Annotated in this window: 9 protein-coding genes; 7 read left to right on the top strand and 2 right to left on the bottom strand. The window is 43.0% G+C overall.

The window, feature by feature from the left end:
* Window positions 1-21: 21 nt before the first annotated feature.
* Both EPX21_RS13245 and EPX21_RS13240 read right to left on the bottom strand, forming a co-directional pair.
* On the bottom strand, window positions 22-993 hold the full coding sequence (locus tag EPX21_RS13245) for a FecR family protein (RefSeq protein WP_134090174.1): 972 nt from the start codon (window positions 991-993) through the stop codon (window positions 22-24).
* 104 nt (window positions 994-1,097) lie between these two features.
* A complete protein-coding gene (locus tag EPX21_RS13240) occupies window positions 1,098-1,664 on the bottom strand; it encodes an RNA polymerase sigma factor (protein WP_134090173.1) in 567 nt (188 codons plus the stop codon).
* 286 nt (window positions 1,665-1,950) lie between these two features.
* On the opposite strand from EPX21_RS13240, the gene EPX21_RS13235 reads away from it, so the two are divergent.
* The 7 genes from EPX21_RS13235 to EPX21_RS22720 all read left to right on the top strand — a co-directional run bounded on the left by EPX21_RS13235 (window position 1,951) and on the right by EPX21_RS22720 (window position 12,622).
* The gene (locus EPX21_RS13235) at window positions 1,951-2,541 is read left to right on the top strand and encodes an RNA polymerase sigma-70 factor (RefSeq protein WP_134090172.1); all 591 of its coding nucleotides are present in this window, start codon (window positions 1,951-1,953) and stop codon (window positions 2,539-2,541) included.
* Window positions 2,542-2,665: 124 nt separating this feature from the next.
* Window positions 2,666-3,655, top strand: a complete 990-nt coding sequence (locus tag EPX21_RS13230) for a FecR family protein (RefSeq protein ID WP_134090171.1) — start codon at window positions 2,666-2,668, stop codon at window positions 3,653-3,655.
* Window positions 3,656-3,748: 93 nt separating this feature from the next.
* Window positions 3,749-7,264, top strand: a complete 3,516-nt coding sequence (locus EPX21_RS13225) for a SusC/RagA family TonB-linked outer membrane protein (protein WP_134090170.1) — start codon at window positions 3,749-3,751, stop codon at window positions 7,262-7,264.
* Window positions 7,265-7,364: 100 nt separating this feature from the next.
* Window positions 7,365-9,131: a RagB/SusD family nutrient uptake outer membrane protein gene (locus tag EPX21_RS13220; RefSeq protein ID WP_134090169.1), complete on the top strand. Its 1,767-nt coding sequence runs from the start codon at window positions 7,365-7,367 to the stop codon at window positions 9,129-9,131.
* 101 nt (window positions 9,132-9,232) lie between these two features.
* Window positions 9,233-10,081, top strand: coding sequence for an endonuclease/exonuclease/phosphatase family protein (locus tag EPX21_RS13215; RefSeq protein ID WP_134090168.1), 849 nt, complete (start codon window positions 9,233-9,235; stop codon window positions 10,079-10,081).
* Between the two features lie 158 nt (window positions 10,082-10,239).
* The gene (locus EPX21_RS13210) at window positions 10,240-11,331 is read left to right on the top strand and encodes an acyltransferase (protein WP_134090167.1); all 1,092 of its coding nucleotides are present in this window, start codon (window positions 10,240-10,242) and stop codon (window positions 11,329-11,331) included.
* Window positions 11,332-11,878: 547 nt separating this feature from the next.
* Window positions 11,879-12,622, top strand: a complete 744-nt coding sequence (locus tag EPX21_RS22720; protein WP_166670760.1) for a hypothetical protein — start codon at window positions 11,879-11,881, stop codon at window positions 12,620-12,622.
* The last annotated feature ends 1,501 nt before the right edge of the window (window positions 12,623-14,123 follow it).

Genomic DNA, 14,123 nt, shown 5'->3' with positions numbered 1-14,123 from the left:
GTTTCGGTTTTTTGTTCGGCGTTAGTTTGAAATATGAACCTCCTTTTTGTTGATGGTGTAGCGGAATCGATTAATTTTCTGAAGCGCTTTCAACACCGACTCCAGTGTCGGATCTTCAAAGCGTGCGGTAAATGTTTCATGTCGCCCTTTTTGTAGGTTTAAATGAATGCGGATGCCGTACCAGGTTTCCAGTTGTGCAACGACCTTTTTCCAGGAGGCGTTTTGGAATACGAGTTCATTATAGATCCAAGCATGTTCGTTGCCAGGTTGAATTGGCTGAATTTTATAGGTATCCTTGTTATAATGATAGCTGAATTCCTGACCGGCTGAAAGCAAGGTGTTCGGAAGTTTGTGCTGGCTGTGGATGAGATTTACTTTTCCAGTATTGATACTTAAAATGTACTGATTTCGGTGATCCTTTACCTGGATATTAAAAGAGGTGCCTAGCACCTGTGTTTGTAGCTCGGCCGTATGGACAATAAAAGGTTTCCGTGGATGAGGGTGTACCTCAAAAAATGCCTCGCCACTATCGAGGTAGATGGCCCGCGTAGCTCCGGTGAATTTTTGATCATAGCGGATAGCCGTATTGCCGTTTAGCCACACAATACTGCTGTCGGGTAACCGGAGCTTGGCCTTTTGTCCAGGTTCGGTATGAAAAGTGAACAGCTTGGCTGTCGGCTGTTTGTCCTGTTCCCTATTGCGATGGTGCATGGTAAAGAAAATCAATCCGCCTAGGAGTAATAGGATGGAGGCAGCGATGCCAGTACTAAACCACAGGGATCGCCGTCTGTTTCGTTGGCCGGTCGGCAAGGAAAGGCGATTTTTAACATGGGTGAGAATCTCCTCTTCGAGTTCCATGGCTTTCCCCTTCGTTAAGACACGATCACGATGGCGGTCGGATTCAAACCAAGCGTCGATCGATTCTTTTTCTTGTTGGCTACAAGTGCCGTTTAAGTATTTTTCTAATAAACTGTGTATCTTCTCTTGATCCATGTATGCGCGCGTTTATCTCTATGAGTATAAATGCGAGGTGCGGTACCAATGAGGTGGGGTTATTAAATTGTTAAGAGATTATGTGTTTTGTGTGAAGGGGGGGGTTAAAAAAAGAGTATGGCCGACAGCATATATTCTTTGAGTGCTAAGCGTATTTTACGTTTGGCGTGTACCAGTTGATTTTTGACGGTTTGTTCGGCAAGTCCCAGCTCCCGTGCGATCTCTTGGGTACTGCGGTTATCCTCTTGATGCAGGCGGTAAATGTGTTGTTGCTTGGTGGGTAGAGCGTCCACCTCCTTGTTAAGCTGTTTTTCGAGCTCGTTGGCAAACACGTGCTGGTCACTTGGAAGGGAAAAATCGTCAATAAGCTGACGGTAGTCAAATCGACGGGCTTCGTCCTTTAGGGAGCTTTGTATTCTTTTTACAATTTCATATTTCGTCATGCTGTAGAGGTAAGCCTCTACCGAACCGCGGATATCAATGCTTTCCTTTTTCTGCCATAACTGTATGTAGATCTCTTGCACAATATCTTTTGCCTCTTCGTCAGATTGAGTTTTACGCAAGGCTAACTGATAGAGCTTTTGCCAGGTATGTCTGTACAATGCCGTAAACGCGACGGAATCGCCGGCTTTGGTGCGTTGGAAAAGTTCTTCTAAGGTGGAACCAAACATAAGGCTAGACGTGTTCGGGTGCAAAGCTAGAGACCGCGCTTTAATTTCTTGTTAAGGGGTTGTTATGTTGATGTTATGGTTTGTTTATTTGCTGTAGCGGTGTCCAAACGGAAGGTTTTTTTGTTACTTTTAATATATGTTCTTTTCCTTGGATGAAAAAAGTAGTTGGCGGTGTCGCTGCCATTAAGCGACAAATTATACCTTCCTTTCTATACAATTCCCCAACATAACATTAAGATAATATTGCATGCTTACTTTTGCCCCATAATCTGAAAAAGGGTGTCTTATGAATCAACCAGTCATATCTCGGCAGCAAGAAAAACAACTAATGTCGGAGATTAAGCAGGGCAATGTATATGCATTAGAAAGCTTAATGATGCGCTATGGAGAAAGAGTGTTCCAATTTATCCTTCGCTTGGTAAATGTTACGGAGCTGGCAGAAGAGATCACGCAGGATGTTTTTGTTAAGATTTGGGAAGGGAGGGATAGTCTGGGAGAAATTGATTCGATAGCCGCTTGGATGTATACCTTGGGAAGAAACAAAGCCATCAATTTATTGAAGGAATTAAATGCAAGGGCCGCGCGCGAAGCCCACTATGCGCGTGAAAGGGACTGGTTAATAGAAGCTGAGACAAGCGATAGTATCGAACTTTATCGCTGGGTGGACGAAGCGGTAGCACAAATGCCTGAAAAATGCCAACAAATATTTATTTCGAAGCGCGACGAGGGCTTGAGTAATGAGGAAATCGCCAACCGTTATAACCTTTCCATCCATACGGTAAAGAATCAATTGAAGAAATCCTATTCAATTCTACGCAAGTCCCTCGCTGAGCAAACGCTTTTTCTTGTTCTTTATTCCTTTTGGACTAACAAATAAATCTATTATCCTGGTCTATGCTTTCGGCTAGTTTGCGCCTCTTTACATTCTCTTAACAAATATTTAAATAAAGCTTAATTGTTGAGCGTAGCTCTTTTAAGGGGGCGCTCTGTCATCTTAATAGATGAATGAAACTTTATTACAAGAACTGTTTAGGAAGTATAGAAATCAATCCTTAAATAGTCAGGAGGAGGCGCTGTTTTTTAGCCTGCTACAGGACCCTGAGTATAAGGATCACGTGGAAGCACTATTGCGCGAACTATGGGCTGAAACAGAGTGTTTTGAGTATGCGCCATTAACACCCGCGGGAAAAAGGCGGATTGCTTCAGTAATGGGCAAAGTCGTGATACCTGAAAGGCCGACAAAGCGGAGGGTTGCTCCTTTCTGGGCCGCAGCAGCAAGCATTGTGGTGTTAATTGGGTTGGCTTTGTTTTACCGCTCGTCCCAACAGGTGAAGTTTGCGCCGGCGGAAGCATCCCATATTGCTGAGATTAAAACGAACTACGGCGAAAAGAAGAAAGCCACGTTGCCGGACGGCACGCAGATTCACTTGAACGCAGGGAGCGTCTTGCGCTACGATAATACGTATAACAAGGATAAACGGGAAATCGAATTGATCGGGGAAGCGTTTTTTGAGGTAGCGCCCGACGAGTTAAGGCCCTTTATCGTCCGCAGTCAGCAGTTGAAAACGTACGTATTGGGCACTTCATTCAATGTGCGAGCCTTTGAAGAAGATGAAAATCTTTTTGTAGCCTTAATAACGGGTTCAGTGCGCATTGACGACGGATCCTCTTCGTCGCTTTTGAAACCGGGAGAAAAAATCAATTACAATAAAAGGACAGCGACAAGCGAAGTTTCGGCAATCCAGGAAAAGGATTATTGGGGGCTTTGGCGTAAAGAAGTGTTGGCTTTTAATGAGCAGCGTTTTGAAGAGGTAGCCGCTTTGTTGGAAAAATGGTATGGCGTACATATTCACATTCACAACAAAGCCTTGTTAAAGCGCCGCTTTACGGGCGAGTTTAAGGGCTTAGCCATCAATAAAGTGCTGGATATGCTGAGCAAAAGTAGTCCATTTACTTATAACATCGAAAACGACCAGGTTTACATTAAGTGAATCGTGGAAGACAATAGCTTTAATGCATACAATTGAGAATAACACATTTATAAGTAATGCCTAAAAACGAACGATACATTAATAATTATTTCAATGAAAAAGAGCGTACCTAACTATCTAATTTTTATGCTGAAAGCGATTGGCGCCTGCTGCTTTGCTATGTTGGTTGTGCTGTGGAGCTATGGTCTTGTTTGTGCCAATACAGCGAAAGCGCAAGAGCTGTCAAAGACAAACGTCAAACTACATGTCCGTAACAAATCACTTAAAGAAGTGTTGCAACAGCTCGAACAGGAAAGTGATTTCCGTTTTGTATATAGCGATGGTGCTATTCCTAAAAATCAACCCCTTTCTCTAGAAGTGGAGGGAACCTTGGCAGAAGCGTTGAAAAAAATATCGGCACAGACACATACCCGTTATGAGCAACAAGGGAACAATTTGGTGGTTACCTATAACCCGCCAAGACAAATGATGCCACTCTCGGGAAAAATCGTGGACGAGCAGGGCATGGCCTTGCCCGGAGCGAGTGTCCGTATCCGCGAACTAAATAGAAGCACTGTTGCAAACGAGGAGGGAAATTATTTAATATCTATACCGGCAGGCACCTATACCCTGGAAGTGTCTTACGTTTCCTTTGAAACGCTGATACGTGATGGTGTAGTAGTGGGAGAAGGAAAACCTACTGTTGCAGATTTTCAACTGAAAGCCAAGGGCGGAGAACTGAATGAAGTGGTGGTCGTGGGATACGGTACTCAAAAGAAAGTGAACTTGACAGGTGCGGTCGATCAGGTAGGAAGCGAAGTGTTTGAAGGCCGGGTAGCAGCCAACGCCACCCAAATGTTAGCGGGGGCGATACCTAACCTAAACATCAACTTGCAGGACGGAAAGCCCACCCGTTCGCCCAGCTATAATGTGCGCGGGACCACCTCCATCGGACAGGGAGGAAGTGCATTAATCTTGATTGATGGTGTAGAGGGCGATCCTTCTACTTTGAATCCCAACGATATCGAATCGGTGTCCGTACTGAAAGACGCTTCTTCAGCTGCGGTATATGGGTCGCGAGGTACTTTCGGAGTCGTGCTGATCACCACTAAAAAAGCAGCTTTGGGAAAGACCTCATTCACTTATAGTGGTAACACCTCTTTACAAGATTTGACAACACGGCCGGATTTTGTCACAGATGGCTATACCTATGCTTCGCATTTCTTTGAGGCTTATAATGCTTGGAATAACTACTCATCAGTACCTAGTAAGTTGAACAAAACCCAAATCTTTACCCTTGATTGGCTGGAAGAGTTCAGGCGACGTAAAGAGCAGGGGATTACGGAAGAGGTGACGGTTAATGAAAATGGCGAGTATGTATACTATGGCAATGAAGATTATTATGGCACCCTGTTAAAAGACAAAACATGGGCCCACGACCACAATATATCGGTCTCTGGTACAACTGAAAAGGCCGACTTTTATCTCTCTGGACGGCTATATGATTATAACGGTATTTATCGCTATAATACCGACAATTATAACAGTTATAACCTGCGTGCAAAGGGTGGCTTGCAGGTAACCGACTGGTTGCGGATCAGCAATAATATGGATTATAACTTGTCAAAGTACCATGATCCACAAACAGCTGGCGAAGGGGGTAATATCTGGCGCAATATTGATGATGAAGGGCATCCGACATCGCCGATTTTCAACCCAGATGGCACGCTTTCTTACTCAGCGGCTTATACGGTAGGCGATTTTATTTACGGCAAAAATGGGGTGGATACGCAAAATGATAATTTGCGAAATACAACCTCTTTTGAAACGAAATTTTTCGATAACAGTTTCCACGTCCGTGGTGATTTCACATTCCGTAACCGCGATTACAGCTCAACCCGGATAAGGGTACCGGTGCCTTATAGCGTAAAAGAAGGAGAAACGTTGCTCTTACAGACTTCGTTCAATGATAATATCTATCAGATTTCGGAAAAGGACCGCTACATGTTTACCAATCTATACGCGGATTATGAGAAAACGTGGGGCGACCATTATTTTAAAGGTCTGGTAGGTTATAATTATGAGCAACGAACGTACGACGCTACCTATATTACGAAAAATGGCTTGCTTACAGAAAATACAGAGAATATCAATCTCGCTTTGGGCGAATCGGTAACCGCTACGGCGGCCTACAATAAATACCGGATTGCGGGCGTGTTTTTTAGAGCAAATTATATTTATAAGGACAAATACCTGTTCGAAGTGAATGGACGTTACGACGGCTCGTCGAAATTTCCAACTGATGAACAATGGGCCTTCTTCCCTTCTGCGTCGGTGGGTTGGCGCCTCTCTCAAGAGTCTTTCTGGAACGTCAACCCAAGGGCAATTTCCGATGTGAAAGTGCGCGCTTCTTATGGATCGTTAGGAAATGGAAATATCGATCCTTATACCTTCTTGAACACCTATAATATTAATACGCAGGGCTTAGTCCTGAATGGTGCCAAGAACCCAGTTACAAGAGTGCCTACGGTATTGCCAGACAATTTAACTTGGGAAACGGCGCGTACGGCTAACTTTGGTTTGGACCTTTCGGCTCTGAATAATAAGCTGACATTCACCGGAGATATCTATACCCGCAAAACGCTAGATATGTACACGGTTGGGCCGACGTTGCCAGACGTTTTTGGCGCAGCCTCACCAAAAGGCAACTATGCCGATCTGACGACCAATGGCTATGAAATAGCTATCGGCTATAGCGATCAGTTTAATATAGCCAGCAAGCCGTTCCATTTCAGTGTGAAAGCAGGTTTGGCAGATTACCGCTCGACGATTGACCGTTACAACAACAGTACAGGGGTCATCGATGACTATTACGCAGGGCAGCGTGTAGGAGATATCTGGGGTTATGTAACGCAAGGGCTTTTCCAGTCGCAGGAAGAAATAGACGCGGCACCGTCACAGACGCTCATCAAATCATCAAATTCAGGGCTTGTGTATCCCGGGGATGTGCGCTTTGCTGACTTAGACGGTAACGGCGTCATTGATTATGGCTCGAACACGCTTGGCGATCATGGCGATAAAACGATTATCGGTAATACCGAGCCCCGTTACATTTACAACTTCAATTTGAACTTGAATTACAGTAATTTTTATTTCTCTGCCTTTTTCCAAGGCGTGGGCAGGCAACATTGGTATCCAAGTAATGAATCAATTTTCTGGGGGCAGTTCAATCGGCCGTACAACGATTTGCCGACATGGCATCTGAATAACTATTGGACAGAAGATAACAGGGGTGCGTACTTGCCACGGTATGCAGGGTATAATACTTCTGTACAGAGTACGGCACAAACACGTTACCTTCAGAATGTCGCTTATCTACGCTTAAGAAATTTACAGATTGGTTACAACTTGCCGAAGGCCTTCATAGAAAAGGCCGGTCTACAGGCTGTACGCGTAGGTCTTTCCGGCGAAAACCTCTTCACTTGGTCGCCGCTTTACAAGCACACCAAAGATATCGACGTAGCGAATATCGGTGAGTCCGATGAGGATGTGAGTGATTCCAATTCAGGCGATGGCTTTAATTACCCAAGTATGCGTAGCGTGAGTTTTAACCTGTTAATTAATTTTTAAGATATAAATAATCATGTGTAAAGAAATTGCTAGCGAAAAACGGAAAAGCTGGTCGCTATTTAGAGCTGATACCGGGAGAAGCAAATTTATATGTAAAAAAATGAAGAAAAAATGGATTTTATTGGCAATGGCAGCAATAGTGTTTTCATCCTGCGAATTGAATGAAACGCCCAAAGCTACCGCGACTGAAGAAGACATCTTTGGCACCGAGAGTGGTTTGGCCACCTATAGTTATTCTTTCTATGAAATGCTGCCAGATGCAGGCAGTGCTTATAATATGGATGCAATGGCCGATTATGGGGCCGTCAATAATCTGAATAGTTTTATCCGTGAGGGCGGTTATTCAGCAGAAACGAGCGATGGATGGAGCTGGGGCAATTTACGTAACATCAACTACTTTATTGAGCATTGTAACGACCCTAATGTGAGTGAAGCGGTTCGAAATAATTACCTCGGGATTGCACGCTTTTTCCGCGCATATTTTTACTTAGATAAGGTTATCCGTTTTGGGGATGTGCCTTGGGTGGATCATGCCTTGGATATCGATGAGGATGCTATTTTATATGGTGCACGCGATTCACGTACCGTGGTTATGAACCATGTAATGGAAGACTTGGATTTTGCCTTTCAAAATATTTCGTCTACCAGCTCGGATGGTACACTCATTACCAAATGGACGGCTTTGGGCTTAAAGACACGCGCCGCTTTATTTGAGGCTTCGTTTCGCAAATATCACCCCGAGTTAGGTTTGCAGGAAAGCGCCAATAACTTCTATCAACATGTAGTTGATGCAGCTACGGAATTAATGGAGCAGGGACCTCATTCTTTATATACGGGTGCAGGGGTAGAGGCTTCACAGCGGACCTTGTTTATTAGCGATGCCCCCGTTACCCAGGAAGTGATGTTAGCCGTGGGTATGAGCAGTAACCTCGCCGTAATGAGCAGTGCGAACTGGTGGTGGACATCAGCGACCTATGGCCCGCGTTATAGTTTGGTGCGTCCATTTATCAACACGATTTTGAATTTAGATGGTACACCTTATACGGATAGGGCAGGCTTTCAGCAAGAAGCGTTCTTCGACGAATGTCAGAACCGCGATTATCGCCTAGCGCAATTGATAAGGACTCCCGGTTATCAGCGGGCGGGTGTAGCCGCACCACCTAACTTCAGTAGTCATACCTATACCGGTTATCAGCCGATTAAGTATACCTTGGATGATCCTTATTATGATAATGGCGCCTACAATATCAATGCCATTCCGCTAATGCGTTATGCAGAGGTTTTATTGAACTTAGCGGAAGCAAAGGCAGAGCTTGGCACGATAACGGATGCAGATTGGGCGCAGACGATCGGTGCTTTGCGTGCAAGAGCAGGCGTTACCGGTGGTCTGAATATCTTGCCCACTGCTGTCGATCGCTATTTGCAGCAAACCTTTTTTCCCGACATTAACAACCCCATTATTTTGGAGATCCGTCGCGAGCGTCAAGTGGAATTGGCCTTAGAGGGCTTTCGCTTTAATGACCTGAAACGGTGGAAGCGTGGCGAGTTAATGGCCAATTTGGAATGGTCGGGCATCTATGTGCCGGCGTTGAATGTGCTGATGGATTTAGATCATAACGGCACTTATGATGTGGTTTTCTATGATGGTAATACCGGTGGGCCTACCGTAACGGTACCCCCAGGTTGCGCACGGGTGGCTATCGGTGGCTCGAGTACAAATTATCAAACTTTAACAACAAATAATCATTTGGAATGGTTTAAGACACAGCCGAGAACCTGGTATGAAGACGGTCGTCAATATTTATACCCGATTCCGGCAACGGCGATTGTCAAAAATGAAAATTTGAGTCAGAATCCCGGATGGTAAAATTATCAGTAATAGGAGATCAGTAATCAGCTAATGGCAAGGGTTAAAGCCGATGTCTGATTTCCGATCACTAAAAACTAAAAACTATTAATTTATATTCAATGAAGCTGTTAAATATTTTATTACTACAAATCGCTTTTGTGCTGATCGGTTTTCAATCAAGAGCTCAACAAATCCGTTTGGCAACCTATAATATCCGATATGACAATCCGGGCGATTCTCTGGATAATTGGAAACACCGAAAGGATCAGTTGTTCAATTTGGTCCGCTTTTATGATTTTGACCTTTTCGGTGTTCAGGAGGCTTTGGTGAACCAGATGAATGATTTGTCTGCTGCTTTGCCTGCATTCGCTTATGTTGGGAAGGGGAGGGATGACGGTGATAAGAAAGGGGAGTTTTCTGCTATCTTTTATAAAAAAGATCGTTTTAAACTCTTAGATGATGGCATGTTCTGGTTGTCAGCAACGGATCAGGATAATCCAAATGTAGGTTGGGATGCTGCTTTACCTCGTATATGTACTTGGGCCAAATTTGAAGATAAGCAAACACATCTGGTTTTTTATCACTTTAATACTCATTTTGATCACAGAGGGAAAGAGGCAAGAAAGGAAAGTGCCAAATTAGTCCTAAGGAAAATAAAAACGATAGCCGGGAACCTACCTGCGGTATTGACGGGCGACCTAAACGTGGATCAACATAATGAAAGTTATCAGGTAATAGCTGAATCAGGGATATTAGGTGATTCTTATCAGCTAGCTAAAATTAAGTTGAGTGATAACGCCACTTTCAATGGTTTCCGTCCGACTTTAATAGATCGGGACTCGCGCATTGATCATATCTTTATAAGCAAAGATTTTGTAGCGGAGCGATATGGAATTTTGACGAACAGCTCTTTGGGGCGATATCCTTCCGACCACTTTCCGGTAATGGTAGATCTGGAAATTAAGTGATATTGTAATATTCCACAAAAATCCCTCCGCGATGGAGGGTTTTTTTGTAACTGCGCTTTGTTTCATGAAAGCAATTTAACTGAATCATATGCCAAAATATTTGAATAGCTTTTGCTCTGAATAGGTTAATTATGTAGCCTTAACCAAACTGCGGCAATATGGTACAAAGTTCCAACGTCAATTCGCTACAAAGTAAACCGCATTACGACTTACTGGATGGCCTGCGGGGTGTAGCGGCAATAAGCGTTGTGGTTTTTCATTTCCTCGAATTTGTATATCCCGATTACAGTAAGAATTTTTTGGGTCATGGTTTTTTGGCGGTTGATTTTTTCTTTTGTTTATCTGGATTCGTGATTGGTTATGCATACGATGAACGGATAAAGCAGCTTGGCCTGTGGCAGTTTTTTAAGGCGAGGCTGATCCGGTTACACCCTCTGGTACTGTTAGGGTCTATTCTCGGACTCATAGGTGTTTGGATGGATCCCTTTTCGGATATTACTTATGGTGTTGGACAACTTTCACTCATCTTCGTTTGCTCCATTTTATTGATTCCTTATCCGGTTATGCCCGACCGCGGTTTTGGGTTGTTTGGGTTGAATACGCCGTCTTGGTCCTTGTTTTTCGAATATCTGGCCAATATTGTCTATGCGTTCTGGCTTTATAAAATAAGTCGCCGCATGTTAATTATATGGTGGGCATTGGCGGCACTTTGGCTTGGCTGGGTGAGCTTTCAGGCAGGTACCTTGATTGGCGGTTGGGATGGCAAAAGCGCGTGGGACGGGGCTGCTCGTATTGCTTACTCTTTTTTAGCCGGTCTTTTAGTGTACCGTTCAGCTTGGGTTATCAAAAATAAACTGAGTTTCCTCGGCCTTTCCATACTACTGTTGCTAGCCTTTTTAATGCCCTACTTCGAATGGAACTGGTTAGTGGAAGCACTGATTATCATTTTTTACTTTCCCCTGTTGATAGTTTTAGGCATAGGGACCAGGCTTTCCGAAGGCATTCGAAAGTGCTGTGTTTTTTTGGGTAAAATATCCTATCCTTTATACATGACACATATTCCCATGATATGGATATTTGGGAATTACTATAGTACGCACCAGGTGACCCGGTCAGAACTGATCCTTATTATGCTGTCGGGAACCGTTTTTTCGCTGGGGCTCGCTTATCTAGCCATGATTTTTTATGATTTGCCGATACGTAATTATTTCAATGCAAAGAGGTGGCGTGCTTGGCTGCGGTCGTCTTGATCTGATTCGCCTTGGATCATGTTCTCACATAGCAAATATTTTATACGCAGACGCGGCCATATTGACGACGCCTAGTATTTCTTCTTCATAATCAAAATCCATCTCTACACCATGTCAGTACCTTTCAGGTACTTTCTTCCGGTTACTACAAATTCTCTTTAAATTGAGTCTAGGATGAGTCCGGGTTTTGACCGCATAAACCTCGACTCACCCCAAAGAAAGTGCCTAGAAAAATCCAAGTTGGTGTTATCTTGCTTCAAAGAAATTGCGAATTTTTAGGATTTTGATCGTGAAAGCGAAGACAAGACAACAATTTAAGAATAAAATCAGATTTTTTTTTAGTACAGCATGCGGGGATGGTTATTTGAAAGTAAAACAAGTTCCTTGTCTAATTCAATTTCGGTTCTCGTTTTAGGAAAGGTTGATTTATTAGTAGATTGCTGTGATTATGAGAAAAAGTGAGAAATATTTCTAATGTTTTTGTATGATTTTGTATATTTGAGAATATAGATAATTTTACTATGGTTGAACAATAATACCAAAAGAAATGAAAAAGAACGGAAGATTAACTATTGATGAGGTTCTATCAGAGATTGAACTAATGGATTATCAACGTACTTCAAAAATTGCTGGAGGTAATGGTGGCGATAATAGTGTACCCATGCCGGAACCTCCGGTTGATGGGGGATGGCTTGATGAAGTTGTGATTGATGCGACCTGGCCGGGAGGTGGATCGGATGGTGGTACAGTAGGGGGAGGAGGCCCTGTTGGAGGAGGGGGTGGAGGTACAGGTGGCTCCGGCGGCGGAAGTGGGTCAGGATCTGGCGGTGCCGGAAATCACGTTGATTGGAGTATTGCCCGAGAGGTTCTTTCGAAAGCAGGATATTGGAGCTGGGTCAATGGAGAATTTGTTTGGACGGTTGATCAAGGAGAGCTTGAGGAGGTCGTTATCACAGTACGTGCCGAATACACGGCGCAGGACGCCCTTGGTCTGATGCTTTCCTCTCTGGGATTGGCTGCAGACCATGCCGCGGTTGCTGCTGCTATCGCGAAGGTAGAGGCAACAAGAGGCTTTAATTTGGCGAGTAGAGCGTTTGGGATATTGGGAGTGGGACAAAATGTATTGGAGATGTTTGAAGCCGGCGAGTGGAATTGGCAAGACACTGGGCAAGCGGCTTTGGGTGGGGTTTTATTAATCCCGGGTTTAAACGGAGTGATTACATTGGGGGGCGGCGCCGTTCTCTTCGGATGGGAACTTTATGAGTTAATGCAGGGGGAACAATATGTTTAAGACTTTGTTGCTAAAATATTATTATGTATGGTTCCAGGGTCATAAGCGTTCGAAATATGCGCACCAGTTTTCACATTATTGGTTGTCGGGGTTTCTTCAAGTGGTGGCAACTCTTATATTTTTTGTATTTACTTTTCTCATTATAGTAGAAAGAACGTTGGGTGTACGTTTGTCTGCCGGACTTAGCAAATGGGAGCTTGTAATATTATTTATTATAATACCGTCTCTTCTATTATACTATTTATTGTTCAACTATTATGGTGTGGACAAGAATAACGACGACCCTAGCGCATTCGGTATTCGCATCACGAAGAGAACCAAGATCATCGCCTGGATTGTATATGTCGGTGCTTTCGTCCTTTTCCTGCTTGTTTTACAGTTTTTTATGAAATGAGTCATGCTTGCTGAGGAAGATCGCTTGACAACAAGTAATTCTCTTTTTGGACTGCCTCCGTACTGAACGGATATTAAGTGGTCTATTTGAAGTACCAATTGAATAGTATTGGTGGATTAACATAAGATTAGAAAAGACGGATGAACGGGTTTTTTAATGTTGTTGTTCCGTTAGATTGATTTACCTATTCCAAGAAAATGAGAACATGTTTAAGACTTTATTGCTGAAATATTATTATGTATGGTTTCAGGGTCATAAGCGGTCGAAATATGCACACCAGTTTTCACATCATTGGGCCCATGGTTTTCTTCAAGTGTCAATAACTTTGTTGTTTGTATTATCCACGCTGTCAATCGTCATAGAAAGAACATTTGGGGTGAGTTTTGTTGGAACATTTAGCAAGTCGGAATTCTCAATATTATTTTTGATAGTACCGTCCCTTCTATTATACTATTTACTGTTCCATTATTATGGTGTGGACATGAATAATGACGACCCTAGCGCGTTCGGTATTCGCATTACGAAGAGGACCAAGATCATTGCCTGGATTGTATATGTCGGTGCTTTCGTTGTTTTCCTGCTCGTTTTACAGTTTTTTATGAAATGAGTAATGCTTGAGGAAGTAGATCGATTCGAAACAAGTGCACTAATAGTAGAAAATCAATATAGTATTAGAAAAGACGGCGGGGCGGTAGATTTTTAATGTTGTAGTCCCGTAAGGTCAATTTTTCTATTCGAAGAAGAACGGATGATATGTTTAAGACTTTATTGCTAAAATATTATTATGTATGGTTTCAGGGGCATAAGCGGTCGAAATATGCCAGTGATTTTTCAGATCACTGGTTGCACGCTTTTTTGCAAGTTTGCCTGAGCGTTTCATTAACGGTGATAATTTTTGCTTTTTTTTTGGAGATTATACTTCATGTAAATTTGTTAAAATTAAATAATCGGATACTTTTTATTGGTATGTATGGAATATGTCCTGCATTGTTAACTTACTATCTTTTATTTGTTTTCTATAAAATCGATTGTACGTCTTCAAACTAAATTAGACACATTAGGATGAAACCTTAAGGAGACTTTCGAGTTATAAATTTATTAATTTTT

Source organism: Olivibacter sp. XZL3 (assembly GCF_004368405.1).
Taxonomy (GTDB): Bacteria; Bacteroidota; Bacteroidia; order Sphingobacteriales; family Sphingobacteriaceae; genus Olivibacter.
Note: the sequence above shows the minus strand (reverse complement) of the source record. Positions and strands in the feature narration are given on the sequence as shown.